Origin of the sequence: Cryobacterium sp. MP_M3, assembly GCF_015752155.1 — a bacterium.
Taxonomy (GTDB): domain Bacteria; phylum Actinomycetota; class Actinomycetes; order Actinomycetales; family Microbacteriaceae; genus Cryobacterium.
In genome coordinates this window covers 378,578-404,361 of the sequence record NZ_JADOVI010000001.1, presented here as the reverse complement: position 1 = coordinate 404,361, position 25,784 = coordinate 378,578, and the positions used below count along the sequence as shown (strand labels likewise).

The window sequence follows — 25,784 nt, the reverse complement described above, 5'->3', positions numbered from 1 at the left end:
GCGTCCGGCGGCTGAGTGTCGCCTAGCGCAGGCTCAGCGGCGGCCGGACCAGCCCGTCGACGTGGGTGCCTGCCGGGTCGGTGTCCACGGCCACGATCCGGTTGCGCCCGTCGACGTGGACCACGGTCGGCGTGTAGGCCCTGGCTTCCTCGGTGCTCATCTGGGCGTAGGAGATGATGATGACAAGGTCACCCTCGAGGGCCAGCCGGGCGGCGGCGCCGTTGACGCCGACCACCCCGCTGCCCCGCTCCCCCGCGATCAGATAGGTCTCGAACCGGCTCCCGTTGTTCACGTTGACGATGCTCGCCAGCTCGCCGGGCAGCAGGTCGGCCGCGTCCAGCAGGTCCAGGTCCACCGTCAGCGAGCCGACGTAGTGCAGGTCGGATTGCGTGACGGTGGCGCGGTGGATCTTGGATTTGAACATGGTGCGTTGCATCGGCGCGCAACCCTTTCGACAGGAGAACCGGTGGAGACCGCCGAACGTTACGCCGAGGCGAGGATGTCGACGACGAAGACCATGGTGTCCGTGCCGGTGATCCCCGCTGCGCTTTGCCCAGCTGTACCGTAGCCAAGGGCCGGGGGGATGACGATGACGACCTGGGACCCGACCGTCTGGCCAACAAGCCCCTGGGTGAAGCCGGGAACGAACTGGTTGACGGCCAACGTGTAGGGCCCCGTTTTGCCCCAGCTCTGGTCGAAGACCTTGCCGGTCCTCCAAAGGAGGCCGACATACTGCACCGTCACGGTCGCGCCGTCGGCGACGAGGCCGCCGGTGCCCTTCTTGAGCACCTCGGTCTTGAGCTCGGTGGGAGCGTCCGTCTTCGGCACCTTGACGGTGGGTGTGCCGTCCTTGGCGAGCGTCACGGCCGGGAAGCCGTCCTGGGGCTTCTGGTCCTTGCCGTTCGCACGGGTCGCCACCTTGCCCTTGACGTCGATGACGAAGATGATGTTGTCGGTCGCGGCGACCTTGAGGTCGGTGTTGCCCTTGGTGCCGAACGCATCGGCCGGCGGCACGACGACGGCGACCCGGGAGCCCACGTTGGAGCAGGCGATGCCCTTGAGGATGCCGGGGATGATGCTGGCGGTCTCGGCGACCGTCACGGTGAGTCCGGCAGCCTTGCCGTACCCGCCGCCGTTCAGCTTCGCCCCGGTGGAGGCGTTGTAGGCCGTGTAGGCGATCTCGACGGCTTCACCGTTCTTGACGGCCGCGCCCTTGCCCTTGGTGACCACGGTGCGCTCGGTGGTCTTCGCGGTGAGCGGCGAGGTGAACTTCACGGTGGGTTCGGCGTCAGCCTTGCCGGTCACCTTGACGGCATCCGAACTCTTGCCGGAATCGGTGCAGGTGAGCGCCGTCGCGGTCGAGGTCGACTCGGCCGACGGGGAGCCACTGCACCCGGAGAGAGCGAGAACGGCCACTGTGGCAACGGAAATGAATACGGGGAGTTTACGCACGCTGATCTCTCTGTTCGACAATGGGCCTCGAACAGTATGACGTGTCGACATCCGTGCTAGCTGTGTCCGTCCTTCCCGGGGGCCGGAAGCGGGGTCAGAGTCCTTCGGCGATCGCTGCCGTGGCGAACAGCCAAGCCTCGCGTGTGCGCGGCGCGAGAGCCTCGATGTTGAGCGGCCCTCCGGCGACGAGGGCCGGGTCGTACGGCACGTCCACGACGGCGCGGGTGAGCTGGCTGAAGTGGTCGTGCAGGCGGCGGGACAGCGCCCTGTCCGCCGTCTTGGCCGGCGAGGCGAGGATGGTCACGGCCTGGGCGACCTTGTCGCCATGGCCCTTCAACCGCAACCCGTCGAGCAGCGACGCCGCCCCGTAGGCGGTGTCCTCACGGATGGTGGAGACCACGACGAGCTGGTCGGCGGTCTCGACGGCGGCTTCCCAGTTCGAGGCACGCATGTTGTTGCCGGTGTCGATGATCAGCACGCGGTAGAAACGGCTGAGCGCGGCGTGAAGCTTCCCGAAGGCCACGTCGTCGATGCTGGCGGCCCCGGCCGGGTCGAGGTCGGAGGCGAGGGCGTCGAAACGGGCGTCGCCCTGGTTGCGCACGTAGTTGTCGAGGTCGCCGACCCGGGCCGAACTGGAGTAGGCGAAGTTCTCCAGGTCTCGGAGGAGGTCGACGGCGGTGTTGGTGTGCTGCGCCGTCTGCGCCCGCACGCCGAGGGTTCCCATCGTCTCGTTGTTGTCCCAGGCGAGGGTGTAACCGCCGCGGTGGATGCCGAAGGTCGCCGCGATCAGCAGGGTGGCGGTGGTCTTGTGCGCGCCGCCTTTCGGGTTCAGCACGACGATGGTGCGCGGGCCGATCAGGCTGCGCTGCACGGAGGCGACCGCCGAACGGTGGGACCGTTCACCGGTGCCGGGGCCAGGCGAGACCAGCCCGCCGGTCAGCCGGCGCACCGTACCCTGCCAGCCCTGCAGGGCGGGGCCCTCCACCATCGGCGGCCGTGAACTCATGAAATCCGACAGGTTCGGGCCCGCGGTGCCGGGCGTGGTGCCGGAAGCGGATGCGGGGCCGGACGCAGATGCGCTCACCGGCAGGCCGGCGGCCGCCAGGCGATCGGACGGTTCCGCCGGCTCGTCATCGTCGACGTCACGGTCAAGATCGCGGTCGAAGACGAGCTTCTCGAACAGCCCGGCGCCGGGGACCGCAGGAGGAGCGGCCTCCGTGGATTCGGCCCGGTCATCGTCCGCCGCCGCACCGGGAGCGGACTCGACCATCACAGGGCGGTACGCCGCCGGTTCGACGGCGACCTCCCCGGAATCTGCGTGGTCGCCGGAGCCGGCGTGCTCGCCGGAGTCCGGCGCGGTTTCCGCTGGGAGGACGAGCGGGCGGGTCGCACTGGGCAGAGCGGCCGCGGGGATGAAATCCCCGTCCGCGTCCACGTCTCCGTCGGGGTGCACGATCAGGGGCGACTGGCCCTGCTCGTCTTCCGCGGTGAGCCGAACCGGGCGACCGAGGGTGCGAGCCGTCGCCGCGACCCGGTTGATGATCTCCTCGCGGACGCCCGCCTCGTCGACGGCGGTGATTTGCTGGCTCTTGCCGTCGATGGTCAGCTCGCCCGTGCCGTCGCTCCGGATCATGGCGCGGATGCTGGGAAGGGCGATGTCGTTCTTCTTCATGGTGGGCCTTTGTTCGTCGAGCTCAGCTCAATAAGCGTGAGCACGTCGAAGTTGCGTCGATCGTGCCCTCTCCAGCCTAACCGGGCGGTCGGTGTGCTCCCCCCGTTCGGCCGAGACCCGGGTCAACCGGCGACCTGGCTGGTCGTTTCCACGAGGAGCCACGGGCCGGCGGGCACGTTCGCCCGGTCGACGAATCGCCAGTCCACGTGGTCGGTGTCGCCGTCGAGGTCGGCGAAGCCGAGGCATCCGTTCAACGCCGGCGAGACATCCATCCCCGCGCCCTGGCTGCTGTCGCCGCTGAACTTGCGGTTGACCGGGCGCGCGTTGGCGCTCCCGAACACGTAGGCCGCGTCGTGGTAGAGCGACCCGCTCGACGGTCCGGCATCCTCGACCTGGCCGTAGCAGACGTGTCCGTTCGGCCCGGTGATCTGCACCCAGTGGTTCTTCAGATAGGAGAAGGCAGAGTCGGCGCAGCGGCCTGCGCCGACGGATGCCGCCCACGGCACGACGGCGCACCGCTGGGCGAATGCGATGGGATCGTTGACGTCGTCGAACGGGAGATCGAGGTAGAACGGGTTTTCGAGCGGGCGGGGCTGCGTCGTGGGGAAGTACCCGTTGGCGGCGGTGCGGGGCTCGGTGGAGCAGGTGAACGTCGTCAGCGTGGTTCCGGAGGAGGGGCCATCACAGCCGCCGACCGGGGAGCCGCCGCAGCCGGTGTCGATCGAGAGGCCGATAGTCCGGCCGGTGTGGCGCAGCGCCCACTTGGAGTCGTACGTCGAGCACACCTGCGACCCATCGGCGAGGCTCGCGTTGAAGATCTCGCCGACCCAGAACGAGGTCGCCACGACATTCGTGTGCAGGGGCAGGGCGGTGGCCGGGGCGGCGACCGACCCCGCGGGAGTCGGTGCCGGCGTGGGTGTGGGCGTCGCTGCGGGCGGCTCGGCGGCTGTGCACGACGCGAGGTTCTCGATCCCGGCGCCGAGCACGGAGGCGCCGCCGAGAAGGATTCGCCGAGTGGTACCCAGCGTCTGCAGGTCAGCCAGCATGTACGCCGGGATGCAGTTGTTGGGGACGACGTAGAGAGGGGCGTGGTCACGGGCGGCGAGCGCAGCCCCGGCGAGCCCGTCGGCGAACCCGGTGCCCGCAGCGAAATAGGCCGTGGGAGCGCTCGTGAAGGATGCCCGGTTCACCGCGGCGGAGGTGGCATACCGGTCGGCACCGGAGAGCCGGGTGACGGATGCCGATCCCAGCAGTGCGCCGAGGTCTCGTTCGATTCCCGTCGAAACGCTCGGGGAGCCCCCGGCGATGACGGCTGCGGTCACGCCCAGCGCACCGAGAAGGTCCCGTGTGGCCGCGTTGAGGCCGGTGGCTGCACCGTCGACGAGCACGACCGGCTTCGCAACGCCGCCGGCCACAGCGGACGCGCTGAGTGCGTCGGGGAAGTTGGCCCCGGTGGCGATGAATGCCGTCTTCGCGCCGGCTCCGAATGCGTTCTGGTTGATGATCCGCGAGGTCTCGTAACGGTTGGCGCCGGCGTCCCGGCGGGTCGGGGCGATCAGGGCGAGTTGGTCGTACACCGCGGCCGAGACGACAGTCGGACCGCCGGCCACGACGATGTGCGCGGGCCGCAGTCGCGTGATCTCGGCTCGCACCGACGCAGGGAGAACGTCCTGGGGCGTCAGCAGCAGCGGTCCACCCTGGGCGGCCGCAGCCGGGGCGGCGCTGAGGGCATCCGGGAAGTTGGCTCCGGCCGCCACGTACACGACACCGACCCCTGCCGCGTATCTGCCGGCCACGGCGACGGCGGTGGCATACCGGTCCGGGCCCGAAATTCGTTCCCACTCGCTGCCGGCGGCGGCGGTGGCGGGCATGATCCCGGTGGCGGCGGCCGGGGCGGTGACGACCAGGGCAGAGAGTGCAAGGGCAGGGATGAGCGCGAGGACGAGTGCAGGACGCATGATTCCAATCGGCGGAGACGTTTGCTAAAGCCGGGTTTCGGGGCAGAGAGCAAAGGTTCGGGCCGATGACATCCATTGACAGCATGCAGAGATTCGGGTGGTCGTGACAGGAACGACGCGCCGACAATTTCTCAGCTTACGTACGGCGGGGCGGCGGAATGAACGGAAAGGGGATTGCGATGCCCCCAAAGCGGGGGTCATCATTGAGGCATGAAGGATCGTGACTGGGTGCTGCTCGCCTATTGCCGGTCGTGCGGGGTCTACGGCACGGCAGTCATCGGTGACGACCACCGCATTTCCTGGCCGGAAGTCGTGCACGAACTCGATTGCGACCTCGCCGAAGCCCAGGACGCCAGGGAGGAACACCCCTGGACGATCGGCGCGGCCTAGCTCGGTCGTCGCAGCGCGCCGTTCAGGCGGGAAGCGGTCCGAGGCCCTGCTGTGCGAGCCAGCGGAGGGCTCGCGCGCCGGCGCGGGTTCCGTGGGTGTCGTCGTGGCCGCGTTGCCGCCGGCATTCCACCAGGTCGTCCCCCGGGGCGATGTGGGGATCGCGGCAGGAATTCGCGTAGCTGGTGTAGTCGGTTTCGAGCAGGAGTTCGTCGTCAGTCATGGCTCTGTGTTTCTGGTTCTGTCACACCTGGTGCCAGCGCCGTTTCCGGCGTCGGTGCGTGGAACTTGTTCGGTTGCGGTCGTGCACGTGCTGATCCGCAGCTGGCGGCGGACCGGGGTTCACTGTCGCACCGGTCGGCCTGAAATCACTCGGAGACTGGGGCGAGGCAGAATTGTTGAATGACAGGGTACGTCGTCGCCCGGCGAATCGCCCCATAGATCCGCCGAATTTGTCGTCGCGTTACGGTGCGGGCGGGAGCGCGTAGTGCGGTGGCGGTGGCGGGCGGTGCCCGTCGACGACGTGCTTCAGGAGGTGCGGCGGGTGAGGCGGATGAGGATGCGGCCCGGGAGCGGGCGACGGCCGGTCGCCCGGATGCGGCGGGTGCGGCGGTCCTGCATCCGGCTCGGCGGCATCCGTCACCGCGCTGACGATCGGCTGTTCGAGTCCGGAGTCCCCGGAGGCGCCCGCAGCGGCGGACTCCTCATCATCGTCCTCCTCCGGCACGCCGTAGTAGCGGTAGAGCTCGCTCTCCTCCTCTACCGTGATCGAGCCGCGATCACTCTCGATCCTCGGCCCGTTCCTGATCCGGGTGCGGTCGAAGGCGACGAGGATCCTGGCTCCGTCGATGGTGGCCCCGGCCAGGGGCACAAACGACTCTGACATGCCGAAAAGTCCGGTGCGCACCGTCACGAAGGCCGGGTTGCCGGAGGTCTCGCTGAGAAAGACCTGCTCGACCGAGCCGATCTTCGCTCCGTCGCTGGTGACGACGATCCCCCCGTGGACGACGATCTCGTCGATGCGCTCAAGGGTGATCATGGTTCGCTCCTTCGGGACGACGTGCCCCATTCTCTCGCGTCGTCACGCGCTGACCGCAATCATCGCGAGCACGCTCAGGCCGACGGTGACCGGCGCCAGGACAAGACCGAACAGTGCGTAGCCGCGCCAGGTGATCAGCACGTTCATCTTCTCCAGCCGGCTATGCCAGAGCAGGGTCGCCAGCGACGCCCAGGGCGCGATCAGCGGCCCGGCGTTCGCGCCGATCAGCACGGCCAGCAACCGCGTCGTCGAGTCGGCGACCGGCTCGAGCGCGAGGTACGCCGGCAGGTTGTTGATCAGATTCGAGCCGACCAGGCTCGTCCCGGCGAGGCGGAACAGGTCCCCCGGCGCATTCCCGGTTCCGGCCACGACCGTGAGCAGCGCGGGCAGGCCGAGGTGCGCCAGCGCCTCCATCACCAGGAACAGGCCGGCGCTGAAGAGGAGCAGCGACCAGGGGATCAGCGCCAGGCTGAGCACGCCCGGCCGGCGCAGCAGGAACGTCGCCGCGAGCACCAGGGCTGCGATGCCCGACGGGATCCAGACCGGGATGCCGGCGACCAACGCCGGCAGGAGAGCCACCAGGACGGCGGCACTGATCCCGAGCAGCACCCGGTCACGGGCGCCGGATGCCGGCACCCCGGTCGTTCCAGCGGCGCGGGTGCGCTGCACCGGCACGCTCTCGTATTTCTTGCCGAGTTCCTTGCGGAAGACGAGGGCCACCATGGCGAGCGGAACGACGATGGCGACCAGGGCGGGCGCCGCGGTGAGGGCTGCGAATCCCAGCGGGGTGATGCCGCCGAGCCGGTGCTGCGCCAGGAGGTTGGTCAGGTTGGAAATCGGCAGGAGCAGGCTCGCGGTGTTCGCCAGCCAGACGGTGGTCAGGGCGAACGGCAGCGGCGGCAGGCCCGCCTGGCGGGCCACCACCACCACCACCGGCGTGAGCAGCACCGCCGTGGTGTCGAGGGAGAGGAAGACGGTCGTCAGGACGGCGAAGCCGGCCACCCACAGCCAGAGCAGCCAGGCCCGGCCGCCGCCCCAGTGCCGCAACCGGCGGGCCACCCAGCGGAAGACGCCTGCCTCGCTGCACAGCTCGGTGACGACGGTCATCGCGATCACGAAGAGCAGGATCGGGCCGACCCGGTCGATTAGGGCGAGCAGCGCGTCGACGGGTAGCACTCCCGCCACGACGGCGACGGCGCCGAGCAGGAGCAGCACCGCACCGATCACCGCGAGAACCATGAGTCGGAGTGTAGCGGCCGGCGGATCAGTCCCCCGGCACGGCGTCCTGGTGCAGCTCCCGGAGCATCACTTTCATCACCTTGCCGGTGGCCGTGCGCGGCAGCGTTTCGACGAAGTGCACGTGGTCGGGCACCTTGAAGCTCGCGATCAGGTAACGGGTGTGGGTGAGCAGGTCGACCGCGGTCACGGCGTGGTCCGGCCGGAGCACGACGTAGGCCTTGGGCCGCTCGCCCCACTTCTCGTGCGGGATGCCGACCACGGCCACGTCGAGCACGGTCGGGTGCGCGAGGATCGCGTTTTCCACCTCGATCGAGGAGATGTTCTCGCCGCCGGAGATGATGATGTCCTTGACCCGGTCCTTGAGCTCGAGGTACCCGTCGGGGTGCATCACGCCCAGGTCGCCGGTGTGGAACCAGCCGCCCCGGAACGCTTCGGCGGTCGCGGCCGGGTCCTTGTAGTAGCCGAGCATGACGTTGTTGCCGCGGAGCACGATCTCGCCGATCGTGCTGCCGTCGCGGGGAACGTCGGCCATCTCGGGGTCGACGACGCGCGCCGACTCGGCCTGCAGCATCCCGACGCCCTGGCGGGAGATCATCCGGGCTCGCTGGTCGCCCGGCAGGTCGTCCCAGTCCGACTGGTACTCGCAGATCGTGTGCGGGCCGTAGACCTCGGTGAGCCCGTAGACGTGCACGACCTTCACGCCGAGGCGTTCCAGCTGTTCGATCACGCTCGGGGCGGGCGGGGCGCCGGCGGTGGTGATGCTCAGCGGACGTTCCAGCGGGTGCGCCTCTGCCGCATTCGCGATCAGGCTGCAGACCGTGGGGGCGCCGCAGAGGTTGGTGACGCCGAGGGTGTCGATGGCCGTCCAGACGCTCTCCGGGCGCACCGCCCGCAGGCAGACGTGGGTGGCGCCGGCCGCCGTGACCGCCCAGGGCGTGCACCAGCCGTTGCAGTGGAACATCGGCAGCGTCCACAGGTAGACCGAGTCGCTCGTGAACGAGTTGTGGAACACCTCGCCGAATGAGTTCAGGTAGGCCCCGCGGTGGGAGTAGACGACCCCCTTCGGCTTGCCGGTCGTGCCGGAGGTGTAGTTGATGGTCAGCGGGGAGCGTTCGTCGTCGATGTCCCAGCAGAGCGGCCGGGGATCGGCCAGCGCCGCGGCATCCGCGGCGGCCAGGAACGATTCCAGGCTCTCCTGCCCGAAGTCCAGGCCACTGGCGGCCAGGCCGAACTCGGCGTCGGGCATCTCGATCACCCCGGTGAGGAACGGGGAGACGGGGCGGGCGTCGCCGACCGTCGCGACCAGCTCGGCGTCGACGAAGAGGACCGTCGCCTCGGAGTGCGCGAGCACGTACTCGATCTCTGGCCGGGCGAGCCGGGAGTTCAGGGCGATCAGGATTCCCCCGGCGAGCGGCACGGCGAAGTGCGCGATCAGCATCTCGGGCACGTTCGGCGCCAGGAACACGACCCGGTCCCCCGGGGAGATCCGGGCACGGATGCCGCGCGCCAGCCGTTCGGCGGCCGCCCGGAATTCGGTGTAGCTGTAGCGACGTCCGCCGTAGAGGATGGCGTCCTTGTTCGGGTACACCTCCGCGGACCGTTGCAGGAATCGCATCGGGGTGAGCGGGGCGTCGTTGGCCAGGCCCGTCGCCGGCTCGAGGCCGCTCGTCTGGTCAAGCAGGGTCATCTGTTCGAACACGTGGGACTCCTTTGTCCGTCGTTTGGTGCGGGAGTGGAGCGGTCGTGCCGGGGATCAGTGGAACGCGCTGATGCCGGTGAGATCCCTCCCGATCAGGAGCGACTGCACGCTCTCGGTTCCCTCGTAGGTGTGCAGGGATTCGATGTCGGCGAGGTGCCTGATCACGTGGTTCTCGAGCAGGATGCCGTTGCCGCCGAGCATGTCCCTGGCCATGGCCGCGATCTCCCGAGCCGCCCTCGTGTTGTGGTACTTCGCGAGGGAGGCCTGGATGGGCCGCAGGGTGCCGGCGTCGTCGAGGGCGGCCAGGCGGAGGCAGTGCAGCTGCATTGAGGTGAGCTGCGAGAGCATCATGGTCAGCCGCTCCTGCACGAGCTGGAACCCTGCGAGCGGCTTGCCGAACTGGATGCGCTGGGTGGAGTAGTTGAGGGCGGCTTCGAAGACGGCGGTGGCGTGCCCGAGCGCCGACCAGGCCACCCCGAGCCGGGTGGCGAAGAGCACGACGGAGGCATCTTTGAACGTGCGGGTGCCCGGCAGCACCGCGTCCAACGGGACGCGCGCGGCGTCCAGGACGATCCGGGCCTGGTGGATCGCGCGCAGCGATCCCTTGCCGGTGATCGTGGTGGCGTGGTAACCGGGGTTGTCCTGTTCGACCAGGAAGCCGCGCACGTTGCCGTCATCGTCCCTGGCCCAGACGACGGTCACGTCGCCGACCGAGCCGTTGCCGATCCACTTCTTCTCGCCGGTGATCACCCACTCGTCGCCGTCGCGCTTCGCGGTGGTCTCGAGGCCGACCGAGTCGGAGCCGTGGTCCGGTTCGGTGAGGGCGAAGGCGCCCAGCTTCTCGGCGCGGGCCAGCGGCACGAGCCACCGCTGCTTCTGCTCCTCGCTGCCGAAGAGGGCGATGCTGCGCAGCGCCAGCCCACCCTGCACGGCGACGACCGTGCCCATCGATCCGTCCCCGCGGGAGATCTCCATGTTGACCAGCCCGGCCGCGAGGGGCGACATCGGGGTCAGCCCCTCCCCGACGACGCCGTCGGTGAGCAGGTCGAGTTCGCCGAGCCTGCGGGCGAGGTGGAGCGGGTACTCTGCCTTGTCCCAGGCCTCGTTCACCTCGTCGAGGGTCTCCTCGGCGAAGGTGCGGGCGCGGTCCCAGAATGCCCGGTCGGCGGTGGGAACGTCGGCGAAGACACCGTAGTAGTCGGTGTCGAGCGGCAGGGATACGTCGTAGTCGGCCACGGTTTTTCCTTTCGTGGAGTGAATCGTGGAGTGGATCGGGGCGGAGGGGAGTGCTGTGTCACGGGTGGAAGAGCGTGCCGCGGGCGGCCAGCGAGGCGCCGGAGCGGTCCAGCAGCGGGGTCAGCCCGCCGGTGTGGTGCGGGAAGTTGGCGCCCAGGATCATGCAGGCGTCGATGTCGGCGGCGCTGTGCACCGTGCCATCGGCGAGCATCCGCCCTGCCTCATCGGCCAGGCCGTGCAGGAGCAGCGCGCGCACGGCGGTCTGGTCGAGCGGCGGCAGGACTCGATCGCCCGGGGACGGCAGGATCGACCGGATCGCCTCGGCCGCGGCGGGCGTGAGGCAGCCGTCGGGTCCGACGTAGCTCGGCAGCGACTGCTGCACGATACGCCGCAGGCTCGGGCTCACCGCGAACCGGTCGCCGAAGCCCTCTTCGAGGTGGGCGAGGATGTGCAGCTGCACGCGGGGGCCGATGTGGCGGATCAGGGTGAGCGGCGTCATCGGGAACCCGTCGGCCACGAGTGCGTCGTCGACGAGTTTCGCATCGGCGCCCGCGTCGATCAGACGGAGGGTGTCGCTGAACCAACGGGTGATCAGCCGGTTCACGACGAAACCTGCGGAGTCCTTCACCAGCACGGCGGTCTTGCCGAGCGACCCGGCGAGCGCGAACGCCTCCGCGACGACGGCATCTGTGTTGCGCGGCGCCCGCACGATTTCGACCAGCGGGAGCTGCGCGACCGGGTTGAAGAAGTGGAAGCCGATCAGGCGCTCCGGGTGCCGGAGGCCCGCCCCCTGGTCGGCGATCGAGAGCGAGGAGGTGTTGGTGAGCAGCAGTGCGCCGGGCCGCACGACTCGTTCGATCGACTCCCAGACGCCGCGTTTGACGGCCAGGTCTTCGAAGACCGCCTCGATCACGATGTCGCTGCCGGCGAGGTCGGCGAGGTCGCTGGTGCCGGTGATGAGAGCCGCAACCCGGGCCCGGGTCTGCGGCGTCATGGTGCCGCGTGTGACGGCCCGGCCAAGCTGGTCGGCGATGCAGTCCAGCGCCTGGGCGACCTGCTCGGGCGTGAGATCGGTCAGCCGCACGGGAACGTCGAGGCGCTCGGCGAAGATCAGGGCGAGCTGGGTGGCCATCCGTCCGCCGCCGACGACGCCGACCTGGCTGACGGCGGTGGCCGTGCCGCCGGGCCGGCTGCGTTTCCGGGCCGCCTGCAGGGTGAAGAAGGCGTAGACGGCGGCGCGGCATTCGTCGGTCTGTAGCAGTTGCCCGAAGGTGACAATGGTCTCAGCCTCGATCGGGTCACCGCCGCGGGCCAGCCGCGCGGCCGTGCGGGCCGGCCGGCTCGCGGTCGGGCCGGCGGGCACGGATGCCGGGCGCGCGTCGTTCGCGCGCTGCCAGGCCGAGAGCAGCTCGATGGTCTTCTCGACGGCGGGCAGCTCGCCGGGGATCCGCTTCCGCACTGCGGCGCGCAGCGCCTCGGGCTGCCAGGGCGCGGCCGCGGCGGGCCGCCCGACCGCCGAGGGGCCGGCCGGGGTGGCCGCCGCGTCCGCTTCCGCCGTGCGGGCCAGGAGGGCAGCCGCCCAGGCGAGTGATGCACCGATGAAGTCGGCGTCGTCGATCACGACGTCCGCGACCCCGCACGCCGCCAGGTCCGCGGCCGAAAGGGCACGGCCGGAGAGAGAGCGGGTGACCGCGATCTCCGCCGCTGCCGCGGGGCCGGCCAGGTCGGCGAGCAGGCCGAGCCCACCCCAGCCCGGAACGAGACCGAGGCGTGCCTCGGGCAGGCCGAGGTTCGTCGCCCGAGCGGCGACGGTGCGGAAATCGGCGCGGAGGGCCAGCTCGAACGCACCGCCGAGCGCGACGCCGTTGAGGAAGGCGAAGGTGGGCAACCGGAGCCGGCCGATCCGGTTGAAGGCCGCGTAGCCGTCGCGGGCGATCTGCTCACTCTCCGTGCGGGAGGAGACCGAACCGAAGGCGGCCAGGTCGGCGCCGGCCCCGAAGACCGCGCCGGTGCCGATGAAGGCCACCGCGTCGACCGCGGCCAGGTCGATGGCGTCGACGGCGGCGGCGAGCGCGGCCAGGGCCGCCCTCGTCCAGGAGATCAGCCCGCCCGCCGGAGGGGTGAAGACCACCAGGGCGATGGTGCGGCCACCGACGGTCCGGTTCGAGACATCGATTCGTGTGGTCAACACACTGTTCACGGTGCCCCCTTGCGCCGGTCGAAAAGCTGTAGGTACAAGTTGTACCTGACACTCAGTCTCAGGTCAAGTGGCACTCAGTGTCAGACGGCAGGGATGACCGTCGCCGCGCGGAGTCGTTCCTCGACGGCCCTGGCCAGATCGCCGGGGTCCATCGAGGCCGGGAAGACGGCGACGACCAACTCGGGTCCGGGGCCCGGCCCCGCCGGCGCGCGGCCGTCCGGGCGGAACATCCGGCGCACCTGAGCGAGTTCGGCGGCCAGCTCGGCCGGCAGGGCGGCGGCGCGGGGGTCATCCACCGTCGAGCGGATCAGCCGGCGCAGTTCGTAGTTGTGGGTGGCCGTGACCGCGGCCGCGAAGCGGATGGCGGCCAGCGCCGGCACCGCCGGGGCGGATGACCTGAGGTAGCTGGCGAACATCCGTTCGTACCGGATCACCATGACGGTCTCCCGGTCATGCAGCACCGGGGTCTCCCGCACGACCAGGTCCCTGATCCGCACGACCTCCAGGCGCTCCCGGAACCGTTCGAAGACCATGGTCGCCGCCTCGCACACGGCCAGCCACGGGTCGGCGTGCGGCAACTCGAAATGGCGCGCGATCTGTTCGAGCAGCTCGTCGTGGTCGGCGAAGATCACGTCGTCCTTCGAGCGGAACTGCCGGAAGAACGTGCTGCGGGAGACCCCCGCCGCCTCGGCAATCTCGGTGGCACTGGTGGCCTCATAGCCGCGCTCGCGGAACAGCCGCACGGCGACGTCGGCGACCTCGACCCTGGTCAGCGCGCGCTGGCGCGCGGGCGGTGACTCCTCGCCTGCGGAATCACTGCTCGCGAACTCGGTGCGCGGGGGAACGGTCATGGTCTGCCGAAATTATCACGGAATCCCCCACGCCCGGGCTCAGCGGGGAGCGGACGGATCGATCTGCTCGAGGTGTTCGGGCACCCGCACGTTCCAGCCGAGCTCGTGCTTGATCCGCAACCGCAGGGTGTCGGAGGATGCCGGCTCGCCGTGGGTGAGGTACGTCATCGCGGGGGCGGCCGGGGCGGCACGCATCCACTCGATGATCTCGTCGGAGTCGGCGTGGGCGGACAGGCTCCCGATCTCCACGACCTCGGCGGTGATCGGCACATCCCGGCCGAAGATGCGCAGCTTGTCGTCTCCACGGAGCAGGGCGGCGCCCCGGGTGCCGCCGGCCTGGAAACCGGTCAGGATGATGGCGTTGCGCGGGTCGGAGCCGAACGCCACGATGTGGTGGAGCACGCGGCCGCCGGTGAGCATCCCGCTGGCGGAGATGATGATCATCGGGCCGCCGCGCAGGTTGAGCAGTTTGGATTCGTCGACGGTGCGCACCATCCGGGCAAGGTCGTACATGCTCCGGTACTCGGCCTCGGTGAGGCGGTGCTCGCTCTGGTGGCGCTGGTAGATCTCCGTGGCGTCGACCGCCATCGGGCTGTTCAGGTACACCGGGATGTCCGGGATCTCGCCGCGGTCGCGCAACCGGGAGAGGTGCAGCAGCACGGTCTCAGACCGGCCGACCGCGAAGGCGGGGATCACGATGACGCCGCCGCGCCCCGTGACCCGGCGGATCACCTCACCGAGTTCGGCCTCGGGGTCGGCCGGGTCGTGCGTGCGGTCCCCGTAGGTCGACTCCGCCACGAGCACGTCGACGGCCTCCAGCGCGCGCGGCGGGTTCATCAGAGGGTCGTTCGCCCGGCCGAGATCGCCGGTGAAGTGCACGAGCGACTCACCGACCGTGAGCCGGATCTGGGCCGCCCCGAGGATGTGACCGGCCGGGACGAAGGTGGCCCGGATGCCGCCGCCGAGGTCGATCTCCTGGTCGAAGTTCCGGGGCCGGAACGATTCGAGGCTGGTCACGGCATCCGCCGCCGTGTAGAGGGGACGCGGGTTCTCGTGCCGCGACGACTTGCGCTTGCGGGCGTAGTTCGCCTCCTCCTCGAGAAGATAGCCGCTGTCGGGCAGCAGCAGCGAACAGAGTTCCGCGGTCCCCTTCGTCGCGTAGACCGGTCCGTCGAAGCCGTCCCGCACCAGCGCCGGGAGGTAACCGGTGTGGTCGAGGTGCGCGTGCGTGAGCAGCACGGCGTCAAGGGACTCCGGTGCCACCGGGAAGGCGAGCCGGTTGCGGTCGCGCAGCAGCTTGTAGCCCTGGAACAGGCCGCAATCGATGAGGATGCGGCGCCCGGCCGATTCCACCAGGAACCTCGACCCGGTGACCGAGTCGGTTGCGCCGAGGAATTGGAGCCGGGAACCTGACCGTGCCGTCATGGTGATCACCCAATAGAGATCGACGAAACTCCGGCATGACTGCACCATCTCGGCCGGTTCGCCCGCCTTCCGGGGAGGCAATCGGCCGAACCACCGGCTCATTCCTCACGGTAATTTCGATGCCGGTCCGTGTCAAGGCATCCGCGCGCGGCCCGGTCCACGATTTTGTTGTACTCGGCACCAATCGGGGGTACAGTCTCCGTCGAGTCGGCCAGCCGCCGCCCGAGAAAGAAAGCCAGACCGATGAACTTCAGCCCCGAATGCCAGCAAAGCGCCTGCCGAGGACGGATGTGGGCGCTGGAACCGGCACTGGACACCCTTGCCGACGAGGAACTCTGGTTCGAGTGCGAAGACTGCGGGGTGCAGCAGCACAGCCTCGACCTGCCGCATTTCGGTTTCTGACCGCCTGTCGCGTTCGGCGACCCCCTCCGCGGCGTCCGTGAAATGACGGCCGGTCATTTCGGATGGTCTACTCTGGCCATCTCACGCTCTTCGAGAGGAGCCGCCGGATGACCGCCGCCGCCAGTACAGCGCCGCGCCGCGCCGGGCGCCCCCTGGAAATGGTGTTGTCGCGGACCCGGATCACCGCCGCCGCGCTCGCGCTGATCACGACCGAGGGCTACGGCGGCTTCACCATGTCGAGCCTGGCGAGGACCTTGAAGGTCGCTCCTTCCGCGCTGTATAACCACGTCTCCTCCAAGCAGGAGGTGCTGCAATGGCTGGAAGACCATGTGATGACCATGGTCGACGTGAGCGGGTTCGGCTCAGAGCCGTGGGATGACGCCATGCGCCGCTGGGCGTGGTCCTACCGGGACGTGTTCGCCCGTCACTCTCCCCTGGTTCCGCTGGTGGCCGTGCTGCCGGTGACGGGCGCCCCGGAAACGCTTAAGATGTACGAGACCGTTGCCGTGGGACTGGCCGGGGCCGGCGTGCCGGTGGAGACGATCATTCCGGCCATCGTCGCCGTCGAGTCGTTCATCTTCGGCTCCGCCCTCGACGCCAATGCGCCGGCCGACATCTTCGACACCGGCGAGCTGGCCGACTCGAGCCCGACGTTCACCGCGGCAGTCCTCGGCCAGGACCGGAGCACCGGGGAGCGCCCCGCCGACGTGGCCTTCCGGTTCGGGCTCGAGGCGCTGCTCGCGGCTGTCCCCGCCACCAGACCGGGGCGTCCCGCCTGAAGCCGGTGCAAACATCCGGAATGTTATCTTTTTCTTTCGGATTCGCTTGCATTCCTTTGCCGCCCGGCTCAAACTAAACGAACCCAATTCATTTAGTCGGCAGCGCGACGCCATCCCGCCGCTCGCGCCCGCCGTCCCCACCCACACATCGTCAGTGAAGACGCATGAAAGGGATCACCATGACCGACCTCTCGACCCGGCCAGCCCCGGCCTCCCCCGCCGGCGGCAACCAGCCGCACGTGCACAGCAACGAGCTGCACGACGCGGCCGGATCCACCCACGGCATCACCAGGAAAGGCCTCAAAGGCGGCCAGATCGGCCTCCTCGCGGTCGTCGTCATGGGCGTGTCTTCGGTCGCCCCGGCGTACAGCCTGACCAGTTCCCTCGGCGCCACCGTGAGCGAGGTCGGATTCCAGGTGCCGGCGATCTTCATCGTCGCCTTCATCCCGATGATCCTGGTCGCCCTGGCCTACCGCGAGCTCAACGCCGACTCCCCCGACAGCGGCACGTCGTTCACCTGGACCACCAAGGCGTTCGGGCCGTTCGTCGGCTGGATGGGCGGCTGGGGCATGCTCGCCGCCAACATCATCGTGCTCTCCAGCCTGGCCGGCGTCGCGGTCAGTTTCTTCTACGTCTTCCTCGGCGAAGTCTTCGGCAATCCCGGCCTGGCCGCGCTGGCCGACAACACCGCCGTGAACATCGTCACCTGCCTGGCCTTCGTCGCTCTCGCCGTCTGGGTCAGCTACCGCGGCCTGCACGCCACCAAGCTCGTGCAGTACAGCCTCGTCGGCTTCCAGCTGGTGGTCCTGGGCATCTTCACCGTGACGGCCCTCATCGGCGCCGGCTCCGCCGCGTCGACGACGGCGATCCCGTTCGACTGGGCGTGGTTCGACCCGACCAGGGTGCAAAGCTTCAGCCAGTTCGCCGCCGGGATCTCGCTGGCGATCTTCGTGTACTGGGGCTGGGACGTCTGCCTCACCATGAACGAGGAGACCAAGGGCGGCCAAAAGACGGCCGGCAAGGCCGGAACCCTCACCGCTCTCGTCGTGCTCGGCCTCTACCTCGCGCTCATCGTCGCGACCATGATGGTCTCCGGCGTCGGCGTCGACGGCATCGGCCTGAGCAACCCCGACAACCAGGGCAACATCTTCGCCGCCATCGCGTCACCGATCATGGGACCGCTCGCCGTGCTGATGTCGCTGGCCGTGCTCGCCAGCTCGGCCTCCTCCCTGCAGTCCACGATGACCTCCCCCGCGCGCACGCTGCTGGCGATGGCGCACTACAACGCCCTCCCTCCGAAGTTCGCCACCATCAGCAAGCGATTCGGCTCGCCGGGCTACGCCACGATCGCCGCGGGCGCCATCGCCGGCGGGTTCTACGCGGTCATGACGGTCATCAGCGTCAACGTGCTCAATGACACGATCATGTCGCTGGGCCTGATGATCTGCTTCTACTACGCCCTGACCTCGTTCGCCTGCGTCTGGTATTTCCGGCAGAGCCTGTTCAGCAGCATCCGGAACTTCGTCATGCGCCTGCTCGTGCCGGGGCTGGGCGGGCTGATGCTCACCGTCGTCTTCGTGCAGACCGCAGTGAGCAGTTGGAGCCCCGACTTCGGCAGCGGCTCTGAGCTCTTCGGGATCGGACTCGTCTTCGTGATCGGCGTCGGTCTCCTGCTGCTCGGCGGCGCGGTGATGGGCCTGACCTACTGGCGCCAGCCGAGCTTCTTCCGCGGCGAGACCCTGCGCAAGGACACGCCCGCACTGGTGGTCCCCGAGTAGGGGCAGACCGGCATCCGCCTCTCCGGCCCCGACGTCCTGGTCGACATTCGACCGGAACGGCGGGGCCCTTGCCGTTCCGCCGCCATCCGGCGATACTGCCTGCGAGGCCTGCCGATCTTCCTACGCCGGCCGGGCGGTTTCTCACCGCCAATCGCACGGGCACACTCGTCGCAAGGCGGGGTCGCAAAGGCACGGGACCCTGGGTCAGCCGGCCTACCGATTGGACAGGACTGGCACAGCATGAGCTTTCCCTTCGCAGAATCCAACCCGCGCAACGGCCGAGCGGCTCCCCCGGTTCCGACGGATCCCTCGCACGAGTCCGCCCCGGAGACCACCGGCTCCGGGATCTCCTGGTTCGGCTCGTCGCCGGCCGTCGCGGCGCCGCGCAAATTGCGCTGACCTGCCGCGTGCCGTAACTTCTGAACCGGTGCCGCGCCTCCTTCACGAGTCGCGGACTGCCGCCGTGTCGCCGACCGGTGTGCCGCCGGAATGCCGGGAGTCAGAATGTCCGCTGTTGAGCTGCTCGTCTACGCCGATCGACTGGGCGGCACCGTCCCCGAGTTGCAGGCACTGCTCGACGGGCCGCTGCGCGCGTTCTCGAGCGTGCACGTGCTCCCGTTCTACATTCCCTTCGATGGCGCGGACGCAGGGTTCGACCCCGTTGACCACGCGTCGGTCGACCCTCGCCTCGGCACCTGGGACGACATGCGGTCGCTCGCCCGCACCCGCGGACTCACCGCGGACCTCATCGTCAACCATGTGTCGTCCTCCTCGGCGGAATTCGTCGACTGGCTGGCCCGCGGCGACGCCTCGGAATACGCCGGGATGTTCCTCACCTTCGACACCGTGTTCCCGAACGGCGGCACCGAGCGCGAGATCACCGCGTTCTACCGTCCCCGCCCCGGCCTGCCGTTCACGGCTTACCAGGGCGCCGACGGCAGCCGCCACCTCGTCTGGACGACCTTCATGCCCAGCCAGGTCGACCTGGACGTGAACCACCCGGCCGCGCTCAGTTACCTGCGGCGGGTACTCCGCGCCCTCGCCGACGGCGGCGTCAGCACCGTGCGGCTCGACGCGGTCGGCTATGCCGTCAAGACCCCCGGCACCGACAGTTTCATGACGCCGGAGACTCTCGAGTTCACCAAGGTCGTCGTCGCCCTGGCCCACGAGGCCCAGGTCGACGTGCTCGTCGAGGTGCACGCGCACTACAGCCAGCAGCTCGCGATCGCCCCGCTCGTGGACTGGGTCTACGACTTCGCGCTCGCCCCGCTTCTGCTGCACTCCCTCGGCACCGGCACCGTCGACCGCCTCGCGCGCTGGTTCGAGATCCGGCCGGAGAACGCCATCACCGTACTCGACACCCATGACGGCATCGGAATCATCGACGCCGGCCCGAACGGGGACCGTCCCGGGCTGATCAGCCAGGACGAGATGGCCGCCATCTTCGCCCGCGCCGCCGTGGCCACGCACGGCCACTCCACGATCGCCTCCGTGGTGCCGGAGTGGTTCACCCTCCCGCATCAGATCAACGCGACCTTCTTCAGCACGCTCGCCGGCGAGACGGCGCCCTACCTCCTCGCCCGCGCCGTGCAGCACTTCCTTCCCGGCCGCCCACAGGTCTACTACGTCGGCCTGCTCGGCGGGCTGGACGACACCAGCCTCTTCGCCGAGACCGGGAACGGCCGCGACGTGAACCGGCACCGCTACCCCGCCGACGAGGTCACCCGGGCCCTCGGCACCGAGGTCACCCAGGCCCAGCTCGGGCTCGCCCGGCTGCGCACCGGGCATCCGGCGTTCGACGGCGAATTCAGCTGGGTGACGCCCGGCGAGGACGAATTGCGGCTCCTCTGGTCGAACGGGAACGCCCGCGCGGAACTGACCGTGCGCACCACGCTCGGCGCGCCGAGCTTTCGGATCGAGCTGACGGATGCCGGCCGCGAACAGGTGATCGACACCCCCGCCGGCCTCGCCAGCTGGGTGCGAATCGGCCTCTGACCTGAAGATTCCCCACCTTCGCGTGTCCTCATTCCTGCCGACAGCGGGATCGGTGCGGCCGCGCTAGGTTGGCTGCATCGACCTGGGTTTGATCCATCGAAGACGGTCGCGGGGGAAGGCATCTTCATGAAGAGAGTTTCGTACTGCGGAAAATCGTTCCTCACCACCGACGGCGCAGCGGACGCGCTGCTGCAACTGGCGGTGGCTCTTCCGGTCTGCAACAGCTCTGAGCTCCTGGAACTGCCGGCACTGACCGACGACGGTCACACCATGCTGGTGCAACTCGTCGTCGGCCCGAACAGCGAATTCCTCAGCGTGCCGGAGAAGACCCGGGCCAAGGACCCCGACACCGCCGTCGCCGTCGCCTACCTGCGCGAGCGCACCCGGGTGCTGACCACCCGCGCCGAACCGGCCTACGCCTATGTCGACACCGGCACACTGTCCAATAACGGCTGGGACGATTTGTACGGGCTCTGAGCCGTGCGATAGCTGGTTGACTGAGGGGGTGCAGACACCTCGAACCCGTTGTTACCGTGATGGCCTCCTCGTCGGCGAGGATTTCTCGCTCGCCGACGTGTCCGAGCACCTCGAGGCAGCCGACTCGGTGGTGTGGGTCGACCTTGACGATCCGGGCGAGGACGAGCTCGCCCTCCTCGCGGAGGAACTGGGGCTGCACGAACTCGCGGTCGAAGACGCGCTCAGCCTGGGTCAGCGTCCCAAGCTCGACCGCTATCCCGACCACCTCTTCCTCTCCGCCTACTCCGCTGCCCTCGACCCGGCCACCTCACGGGTGACCACGCACGAGATCGCAGCGTTCATCACCGACCGCGCCCTCGTGACCGTGCACCGGAACGGCCGGTTCGGCGTGGACGCGGTCGTCGCCCGGTGGGACTCCTCCCCCGACCTCGCGAAGAACGGGGTCGCGTTCCTGGTCCACGGGCTGCTCGACTACCTCGTCGACGGCTACTTCGAGGCGGTCGAGGCCCTCGACGACGAGATCGAGGAGCTGGAGAGCCAGCTCTTCGTTCCCAGCGCCGACCAGGAGGTGGTGCAACGGCGTTCCTTCGAGCTCCGCAAGAGCCTGGTCACCCTGCGCCGGGTGATCCTGCCGATGCGAGAGGTCGTCAACACGCTGCTCCGTCGCGACCTGCACCTGCTCGGCGACGAGATGGGGCCGTACTTCCAGGACGTCTACGACCATGTGCTGCGGGCGATGGAATGGACCGAGAGCCTGCGTGACCTGGCCACCAGCATCCTCGAGGCCAATCTCGCGATCCAGGGGAACCGGCTCAACGTGATCACGAAGAAGGTCACCGGGTATGCGGCCATCATCGCCGTGCCGACGGCGATCACCGGGTTCTACGGTCAGAATGTGCCCTACCCCGGGTTCAGCCAGGAGTTCGGCTACTACAGTTCGCTCGGCCTGATCGTGGGGCTGTCGGCGCTGCTCTACGTTCTGTTCAAGCGCAACGACTGGATCTGAGTCACGGCACCCAGTAGCCGGTCTTGCCGAGCAGCTGTGTCTCGCGGTCGGCGTCCGGCGGAACGTCGACCTCCGGGCCGAAGACGCCCATCTCCCGCCAGGCGGGGATCTGCGGCCCGATCTGCTCCCACAGGTTCTCGACCAGGGGCGCGGGCATCGCGAAGTCCAGCCCGACGAGCTTCGCGATCGACCAGGCCTGGAAGGCACGGTAGATGCTCACGTGCTGCAGGTATTCGGCGAGGGGGAAGTCGCCGTAGCTCAGGTGCACGGTTTTGCCCGGGTCGAGGTGGGCGGTGACCGCTGCCGTGGCGAGGTCGTTGAGCCGGTCGTAGGCTCCGATCGGATCGTCGCCGAGCAGTTCGCCGGCGTAGTCGTCGCCGACGTCGGCGATGGTGCGTCCGGCCAGCACGGCAGGCAGCCAGGCCTCGTCGCGGGCGTGGTCGGCGAGGATGTCGCGCAGTGTGGGGTTCGGCGTGCGGGACCAGTCGTCGGGCGCCGGCAGGTGCAGCTTCGCGGGGGTGATCCGGTCGATGACGGAGCGCAACGCGGCATCCGACTGGAGGAAGAGTTCTCTCTGCTTCATCCCGGCACGCTAGCACCTCGCTTCGCCGGGCGGAACAGCGCCGGGGAGACCCGGCTTCCCGACCGCTACGGCTACTTCGCCGGACGGCCGCGGCGGTGGGCGTCCCGGATCCGGCGACCCGCCTCGACGGCCTTTCGCTCCTTCGCGGCCGCCTTGTCGCTGGTTCGGGTGTCCCGCGGGGGCAGCTGGATGTTCTCTTCGGCGGCGATTCCGGCCTGCAGCTCGCGGCCCCGTTCGAGTTCGGCGTCGAATTCCGCCCCGAACAGCAGCCCGAGGTTTGCCAGCCAGAGCCAGAGCAGGAACACCACGATGCCGGCCAGGGACCCGTAGGTCTTCGCATAGTCCGCGAAGGTGGTCAGGTAGAACCCGAACGCGGCCGACGCGACAACGATCACGAGCAGGGCCAGCACCGCGCCGAGGCTCAGCCATCGGAACCGCGGCTGCCGGGCGTTCGGGGTGGCGTAGTAGAGGATGGCGATCAGCAGCACGACGGCGGCGGCCAGGAGCGGCCATTTGAGAACGGACCAGACTACCCGGGCGATCTCGCCGATGCCGAGGGCGTTGCCGACGGCATCCGCCACCGGGCCGGAGACCACGAGCACGATCACGGCCACCAGGATGAGCAGGATGGCGGCGACGGTCACGAGCAGCTGCACCGGCTTGAGCTTCCAGAACGGGCGGCCCTCGTCGACCTCGTAGATGCGGTTCATCGCCCGGCCGAACGCGCCCACGTAACCGGATGCCGACCAGATCGCCACGGCGATGCCCGCTACGAGCGCGAACCCGGCCGCCGGCGACGTACTGAACTGCTCGATCGGGCCGCGGATCACCTGGAGCGCCTCCGCTGGGGCGACGGAACCGAGGATCGACAGCAGGGTGTCGGCCGACTGTTTGCCCTGGCCGACGACACCGAGCAGGGACACCAGCGCGATCAGTGCCGGGAACAGCGAGAGCACCGCGTAGTAGGTCAACGCGGCGGCAAGGTCGGTGCACTGGTCCCTGCCGAATTCGCTCACCGTTCGGCGCAGCGCGTACACCCACGACCGCTTCGAGACGTCGGCCGGGGAGGCCGGCTTGCGCGGGTCGTCGGGGGCAGGGGCTTCAGGGTTGGCGGCGGGCGGCAACTCGGCGGCGCGGCGGTGGCGTCTGTGCAGCAGTCTCATGGGTTCTCCAGTTCTTTCGCCCGTTCGGAGGGCCAGTCCCGGCGGGGTCGATTCGGACGGGAAGGGTGGGGGCCGCAGTTCGCCCCATTCGATGGCGGCCCCCGGTCGTGCGGCGGCTCGGTGTGCGAGCGCCTGGTCTCAGCTGCCGGACCCGGCAGGGTCGGTCGGCGCGGTCGTGAAGCCGACGAGCTTGTGGGTGCCGTCGCAGAACGGCTTGATCATGGAGACCCCGCAGCGGCAGAGTGCCACGGTGCGCCGGGTGTGGGGAATGGGGCCACCGGGGGCCGTGATCTCGACGTCCCCGCGCACGAGCAGCGGCCCGTCGGGGCACGCCGTGATCGTCACGGGAGGATGCGACGCCGCGGGGGTCACGAGGCCACCGCAGTTCCGGCCAGCGGACGCGCGGCCGACTCCGGGAGCGGGACCCGGAGCGAACTGCGCCCGGACTGCCAGCTCGCCAGCAGGGCCTCGGCGACCCAGCCGTCCATGGCCAGGCAGGCGGCGGCGCCGAACATGATGTCGGGGAGCGTGAGCGAGTCGTCCTCGGCGAGCGCCCCGGCCAGGTCACGGGCGGCGATCTGCTCGTGCACGGCATCCGCTTCGATGTGCTCGTCGAAGTAGCGGGTGATCGCCTCGCTGAAGCCCAGGCGGCGGAAGCCGTCACCGTAGAGCCGACTCGGGATCGCCGAGGTCATCTCGAAGGCGGCGAGGTGGCCGACGATGGCGCCGCGCAGGCGCCGGTTGAGCCCGAACAGGCTCATCATGTTGAACGAGGCGAGCACGAGTGCCGGAACCTGGTCGACGTAGCCGCCGAAGCGGGTGTCGAGGCCCAGCCCGCGCATGGTGTCGGCGAACAGGCTCGAGTGCATGCGTTCGGCATGTCCGCCGCCGTACTCGTCGGTCTGGATCTCGATCAGGGCCGCCTTGGCGCGTCCGGTCAACCGCGGGATGGCCCACGAGTGCGGGTCGGCTTCCTTGAGGGTGTAGATCGACCGGTGCACGATGAACTCGACCGCCTGTTCCGCGGTCGCCTTCCGGGCCAGGTACCGGGACAGGCTGGGACCCTGGTCGTCGATGGTCAGCGAGAAGAGGGCCCGGGCGACGGCGTCCTGGCTCGGGGCCGGCAGCGCGGGCTGGGGCACGGTCGACCGGAGAGTGCTTTCGAGGGCCTGTTCGATGGCTACCCGGGCGACGATGGTCGTCGGATGCCATTCCCAGGCCGCGTCGGACTGCACGACATCGCCGTAGTGCAGGCCGTACAGCAGGAAGAGGGTCAGTTGGAGATCGTCGTCGTTGACGATGTCCTGGCACTGCGCGAGCGCCTCCGCGGTGGCGACGATGAACCCGCCGAGGCTGGAGCCGGAGCCGTCGGCGGGGAGGGAGAGCGCGGTCAGAAGCTGGGAGCTGAGTGGTCCCCGCGCCTGGAACGGCGCGATCGGGAAGGAGAGCTGCATGAGGTCACGGTCCTGGGTGAGATGAGTCTGATTGTGCGGCGAAGTGAGGAGAACGGAGTCGTGCGGCAGGCAGAGCAGCCCGCCGCACGCTCCGAACGGCTAGTCCTTGAAGATGTCCTTGATGTTCTCGCCGGCCTTCTTCGCGCTGGCCGAGGCCTGCTCGGCCTTGCCCTCCGCGACCTTGGAGTCATCGTTCGTCGCCTTGCCGACTGCCTCGGTGGCCTTGCCCTTGAGGTCCTCGGCGGCGTTGCTGATCTTGTCGGATGCACTCATGCTGGTCTCGCTTTCGTTCGATGTTTCGTGGGAGGAAGCTCGGCGCGGGTGCGCCAGGCGAAAGTCAGGGGTTGCGGATGCTCGGCCTGAGCGTCAGGGTTCCGGGGTCCGGCGAGGAGTTCGTCGAACGTCTCCGAGTGGTCGGCCTGCGATGCCGGGAAGGTGCTCATGACCGGCCCGCCGGACGCTCGGAGTGCTCGACGCCGGGCTGGTCGTCTGCCTCGGGCAGGTGCAGGTCGGTGACGGTCACCGTGACCTCGGTCACGCGCAGCCCCACGAGCTCCTCAACGGCCGCGATCACCGCCGAGCGGACGTCGGCGGCCATCCGCGGGAGGGGAACCGGGTAGTCGGCGACGATCGCGATGTCCACGCCGACCTGGTCGTCCTCGATCCGCACCGTGACGCCCCGGCTGTCCTCGCGGGCGATGACCTCCCGGATGGCCCCGAGCGCCCGCGGCCCCGCCGTGCCGAGCGCGTACACTCCGGCGACGTCGCGGGCCGCGAGGTCGATGACCTTGACCACGACGCTGTCGTTGATGATGGTGCGGCCGGGTCCCGTGGCCGGCGCGGTTTCGGCCGCGGGCGCGACCGGGGGCACTGTGTTCGACGAAGCGGGGTTCGGATTCATAGGAGACTTCAATCGTCGGGGGCCTCACATATTCGAGGTCCGTGCCGGGGCGCGATTCGGGTATTCACCTCTAAGACGCGTCCCATGG

26 protein-coding genes and 1 riboswitch are annotated in these 25,784 nt (G+C 69.3%); of the genes, 8 read left to right on the top strand and 18 right to left on the bottom strand.

What is annotated here, in order from left to right; genetic code table 11:
* Positions 1–22 precede the first annotated feature (22 nt).
* From panD to IWX89_RS01775, 4 genes are all read right to left on the bottom strand, one after another.
* Positions 23–436: an aspartate 1-decarboxylase gene (gene panD, locus IWX89_RS01790; protein WP_196901870.1), complete on the bottom strand. Its 414-nt coding sequence runs from the start codon at positions 434–436 to the stop codon at positions 23–25.
* 47 nt (positions 437–483) lie between these two features.
* On the bottom strand, positions 484–1,416 hold the full coding sequence (locus tag IWX89_RS01785) for an FKBP-type peptidyl-prolyl cis-trans isomerase (protein ID WP_196901869.1): 933 nt from the start codon (positions 1,414–1,416) through the stop codon (positions 484–486).
* A 130-nt stretch (positions 1,417–1,546) separates the two neighbouring features.
* Entirely contained in the window at positions 1,547–3,124 is a 1,578-nt protein-coding gene (locus tag IWX89_RS01780) for a chromosome partitioning protein (protein WP_196901868.1), read from the bottom strand.
* 122 nt (positions 3,125–3,246) lie between these two features.
* Positions 3,247–5,082 (bottom strand): cell wall-binding repeat-containing protein, encoded by a 1,836-nt coding sequence (locus IWX89_RS01775; RefSeq protein ID WP_196901867.1) that lies wholly within the window; start codon positions 5,080–5,082, stop codon positions 3,247–3,249.
* A gap of 210 nt (positions 5,083–5,292) precedes the next feature.
* On the opposite strand from IWX89_RS01775, the gene IWX89_RS01770 reads away from it, so the two are divergent.
* Positions 5,293–5,472 (top strand): hypothetical protein, encoded by a 180-nt coding sequence (locus IWX89_RS01770; RefSeq protein ID WP_196901866.1) that lies wholly within the window; start codon positions 5,293–5,295, stop codon positions 5,470–5,472.
* A gap of 22 nt (positions 5,473–5,494) precedes the next feature.
* Here the strand turns inward: IWX89_RS01770 and IWX89_RS01765 are convergent, their stop codons facing one another.
* The 8 genes from IWX89_RS01765 to IWX89_RS01730 form a co-directional block, all read right to left on the bottom strand.
* Positions 5,495–5,692 (bottom strand): hypothetical protein, encoded by a 198-nt coding sequence (locus IWX89_RS01765; RefSeq protein WP_196901865.1) that lies wholly within the window; start codon positions 5,690–5,692, stop codon positions 5,495–5,497.
* A gap of 240 nt (positions 5,693–5,932) precedes the next feature.
* Positions 5,933–6,508, bottom strand: coding sequence for a PRC-barrel domain-containing protein (locus IWX89_RS01760; protein WP_196901864.1), 576 nt, complete (start codon positions 6,506–6,508; stop codon positions 5,933–5,935).
* Positions 6,509–6,550: 42 nt separating this feature from the next.
* The gene (locus IWX89_RS01755) at positions 6,551–7,747 is read right to left on the bottom strand and encodes an SLC13 family permease (RefSeq protein ID WP_196901863.1); all 1,197 of its coding nucleotides are present in this window, start codon (positions 7,745–7,747) and stop codon (positions 6,551–6,553) included.
* A 25-nt stretch (positions 7,748–7,772) separates the two neighbouring features.
* Positions 7,773–9,446 (bottom strand): AMP-binding protein, encoded by a 1,674-nt coding sequence (locus IWX89_RS01750; protein WP_307836335.1) that lies wholly within the window; start codon positions 9,444–9,446, stop codon positions 7,773–7,775.
* Between the two features lie 54 nt (positions 9,447–9,500).
* Positions 9,501–10,682 (bottom strand): acyl-CoA dehydrogenase family protein, encoded by a 1,182-nt coding sequence (locus IWX89_RS01745; protein ID WP_307836334.1) that lies wholly within the window; start codon positions 10,680–10,682, stop codon positions 9,501–9,503.
* A gap of 58 nt (positions 10,683–10,740) precedes the next feature.
* Entirely contained in the window at positions 10,741–12,873 is a 2,133-nt protein-coding gene (locus IWX89_RS01740; RefSeq protein WP_196901862.1) for a 3-hydroxyacyl-CoA dehydrogenase NAD-binding domain-containing protein, read from the bottom strand.
* An 89-nt stretch (positions 12,874–12,962) separates the two neighbouring features.
* The gene (locus IWX89_RS01735) at positions 12,963–13,733 is read right to left on the bottom strand and encodes a TetR/AcrR family transcriptional regulator (protein WP_196901861.1); all 771 of its coding nucleotides are present in this window, start codon (positions 13,731–13,733) and stop codon (positions 12,963–12,965) included.
* 39 nt (positions 13,734–13,772) lie between these two features.
* Complete coding sequence (locus IWX89_RS01730) at positions 13,773–15,158, bottom strand: MBL fold metallo-hydrolase RNA specificity domain-containing protein (protein ID WP_196901860.1); 1,386 nt, start codon at positions 15,156–15,158, stop codon at positions 13,773–13,775.
* Between the two features lie 243 nt (positions 15,159–15,401).
* Between IWX89_RS01730 and IWX89_RS01725 the strand changes: the two genes are divergently transcribed.
* The 7 genes from IWX89_RS01725 (at position 15,402) to IWX89_RS01695 (ending at position 21,595) form a co-directional block, all read left to right on the top strand.
* Positions 15,402–15,560: a hypothetical protein gene (locus IWX89_RS01725; RefSeq protein WP_196901859.1), complete on the top strand. Its 159-nt coding sequence runs from the start codon at positions 15,402–15,404 to the stop codon at positions 15,558–15,560.
* 107 nt (positions 15,561–15,667) lie between these two features.
* A complete protein-coding gene (locus IWX89_RS01720) occupies positions 15,668–16,339 on the top strand; it encodes a TetR family transcriptional regulator (RefSeq protein ID WP_196901858.1) in 672 nt (223 codons plus the stop codon).
* Positions 16,340–16,518: 179 nt separating this feature from the next.
* Positions 16,519–18,117: an APC family permease gene (locus IWX89_RS01715; protein WP_196901857.1), complete on the top strand. Its 1,599-nt coding sequence runs from the start codon at positions 16,519–16,521 to the stop codon at positions 18,115–18,117.
* Positions 18,118–18,265: 148 nt separating this feature from the next.
* Positions 18,266–18,338, top strand: a riboswitch (cyclic di-GMP riboswitch).
* A gap of 19 nt (positions 18,339–18,357) precedes the next feature.
* Positions 18,358–18,516 carry a hypothetical protein gene (locus tag IWX89_RS01710; RefSeq protein ID WP_196901856.1) on the top strand — a complete coding sequence of 53 codons (159 nt, stop codon included), beginning with the start codon at positions 18,358–18,360 and terminating at the stop codon, positions 18,514–18,516.
* Positions 18,517–18,621: 105 nt separating this feature from the next.
* Positions 18,622–20,112: a sucrose phosphorylase gene (gene gtfA / locus IWX89_RS01705; protein WP_196901855.1), complete on the top strand. Its 1,491-nt coding sequence runs from the start codon at positions 18,622–18,624 to the stop codon at positions 20,110–20,112.
* A 126-nt stretch (positions 20,113–20,238) separates the two neighbouring features.
* The gene (locus IWX89_RS01700; protein WP_196901854.1) at positions 20,239–20,589 is read left to right on the top strand and encodes a hypothetical protein; all 351 of its coding nucleotides are present in this window, start codon (positions 20,239–20,241) and stop codon (positions 20,587–20,589) included.
* A gap of 28 nt (positions 20,590–20,617) precedes the next feature.
* Positions 20,618–21,595, top strand: a complete 978-nt coding sequence (locus IWX89_RS01695; protein WP_307836332.1) for a magnesium transporter CorA family protein — start codon at positions 20,618–20,620, stop codon at positions 21,593–21,595.
* A gap of 1 nt (position 21,596) precedes the next feature.
* Here IWX89_RS01695 and IWX89_RS01690 read toward each other — a convergent pair whose 3' ends face one another.
* From IWX89_RS01690 to IWX89_RS01665, 6 genes are all read right to left on the bottom strand, one after another.
* Entirely contained in the window at positions 21,597–22,178 is a 582-nt protein-coding gene (locus IWX89_RS01690) for a hypothetical protein (protein ID WP_196901852.1), read from the bottom strand.
* A 71-nt stretch (positions 22,179–22,249) separates the two neighbouring features.
* Positions 22,250–23,341 carry a YihY/virulence factor BrkB family protein gene (locus IWX89_RS01685; RefSeq protein WP_196901851.1) on the bottom strand — a complete coding sequence of 364 codons (1,092 nt, stop codon included), beginning with the start codon at positions 23,339–23,341 and terminating at the stop codon, positions 22,250–22,252.
* 138 nt (positions 23,342–23,479) lie between these two features.
* Positions 23,480–23,686 carry a CDGSH iron-sulfur domain-containing protein gene (locus tag IWX89_RS01680; protein WP_307836331.1) on the bottom strand — a complete coding sequence of 69 codons (207 nt, stop codon included), beginning with the start codon at positions 23,684–23,686 and terminating at the stop codon, positions 23,480–23,482.
* A gap of 23 nt (positions 23,687–23,709) precedes the next feature.
* Positions 23,710–24,795 carry an iron-containing redox enzyme family protein gene (locus tag IWX89_RS01675; RefSeq protein WP_196901849.1) on the bottom strand — a complete coding sequence of 362 codons (1,086 nt, stop codon included), beginning with the start codon at positions 24,793–24,795 and terminating at the stop codon, positions 23,710–23,712.
* A gap of 99 nt (positions 24,796–24,894) precedes the next feature.
* Positions 24,895–25,068 (bottom strand): CsbD family protein, encoded by a 174-nt coding sequence (locus IWX89_RS01670; protein ID WP_196901848.1) that lies wholly within the window; start codon positions 25,066–25,068, stop codon positions 24,895–24,897.
* Between the two features lie 166 nt (positions 25,069–25,234).
* Entirely contained in the window at positions 25,235–25,696 is a 462-nt protein-coding gene (locus IWX89_RS01665; protein WP_196901847.1) for an Asp23/Gls24 family envelope stress response protein, read from the bottom strand.
* Positions 25,697–25,784: the final 88 nt, after the last annotated feature.

Coding starts and splice junctions, on each gene's coding strand:
- panD (WP_196901870.1), bottom strand. CDS start 436: ATGCAACGCACCATGTTCAAATCCAAGATCCACCGCGCCACCGTCACG.
- IWX89_RS01780 (WP_196901868.1), bottom strand. CDS start 3,124: ATGAAGAAGAACGACATCGCCCTTCCCAGCATCCGCGCCATGATCCGG.
- IWX89_RS01775 (WP_196901867.1), bottom strand. CDS start 5,082: ATGCGTCCTGCACTCGTCCTCGCGCTCATCCCTGCCCTTGCACTCTCT.
- IWX89_RS01770 (WP_196901866.1), top strand. CDS start 5,293: ATGAAGGATCGTGACTGGGTGCTGCTCGCCTATTGCCGGTCGTGCGGG.
- IWX89_RS01765 (WP_196901865.1), bottom strand. CDS start 5,692: ATGACTGACGACGAACTCCTGCTCGAAACCGACTACACCAGCTACGCG.
- IWX89_RS01760 (WP_196901864.1), bottom strand. CDS start 6,508: ATGATCACCCTTGAGCGCATCGACGAGATCGTCGTCCACGGGGGGATC.
- IWX89_RS01755 (WP_196901863.1), bottom strand. CDS start 7,747: ATGGTTCTCGCGGTGATCGGTGCGGTGCTGCTCCTGCTCGGCGCCGTC.
- IWX89_RS01735 (WP_196901861.1), bottom strand. CDS start 13,733: ATGACCGTTCCCCCGCGCACCGAGTTCGCGAGCAGTGATTCCGCAGGC.
- IWX89_RS01730 (WP_196901860.1), bottom strand. CDS start 15,158: ATGACGGCACGGTCAGGTTCCCGGCTCCAATTCCTCGGCGCAACCGAC.
- IWX89_RS01725 (WP_196901859.1), top strand. CDS start 15,402: ATGAACTTCAGCCCCGAATGCCAGCAAAGCGCCTGCCGAGGACGGATG.
- IWX89_RS01720 (WP_196901858.1), top strand. CDS start 15,668: ATGACCGCCGCCGCCAGTACAGCGCCGCGCCGCGCCGGGCGCCCCCTG.
- IWX89_RS01715 (WP_196901857.1), top strand. CDS start 16,519: ATGACCGACCTCTCGACCCGGCCAGCCCCGGCCTCCCCCGCCGGCGGC.
- IWX89_RS01710 (WP_196901856.1), top strand. CDS start 18,358: ATGAGCTTTCCCTTCGCAGAATCCAACCCGCGCAACGGCCGAGCGGCT.
- gtfA (WP_196901855.1), top strand. CDS start 18,622: ATGTCCGCTGTTGAGCTGCTCGTCTACGCCGATCGACTGGGCGGCACC.
- IWX89_RS01700 (WP_196901854.1), top strand. CDS start 20,239: ATGAAGAGAGTTTCGTACTGCGGAAAATCGTTCCTCACCACCGACGGC.
- IWX89_RS01690 (WP_196901852.1), bottom strand. CDS start 22,178: ATGAAGCAGAGAGAACTCTTCCTCCAGTCGGATGCCGCGTTGCGCTCC.
- IWX89_RS01685 (WP_196901851.1), bottom strand. CDS start 23,341: ATGAGACTGCTGCACAGACGCCACCGCCGCGCCGCCGAGTTGCCGCCC.
- IWX89_RS01675 (WP_196901849.1), bottom strand. CDS start 24,795: ATGCAGCTCTCCTTCCCGATCGCGCCGTTCCAGGCGCGGGGACCACTC.
- IWX89_RS01670 (WP_196901848.1), bottom strand. CDS start 25,068: ATGAGTGCATCCGACAAGATCAGCAACGCCGCCGAGGACCTCAAGGGC.
- IWX89_RS01665 (WP_196901847.1), bottom strand. CDS start 25,696: ATGAATCCGAACCCCGCTTCGTCGAACACAGTGCCCCCGGTCGCGCCC.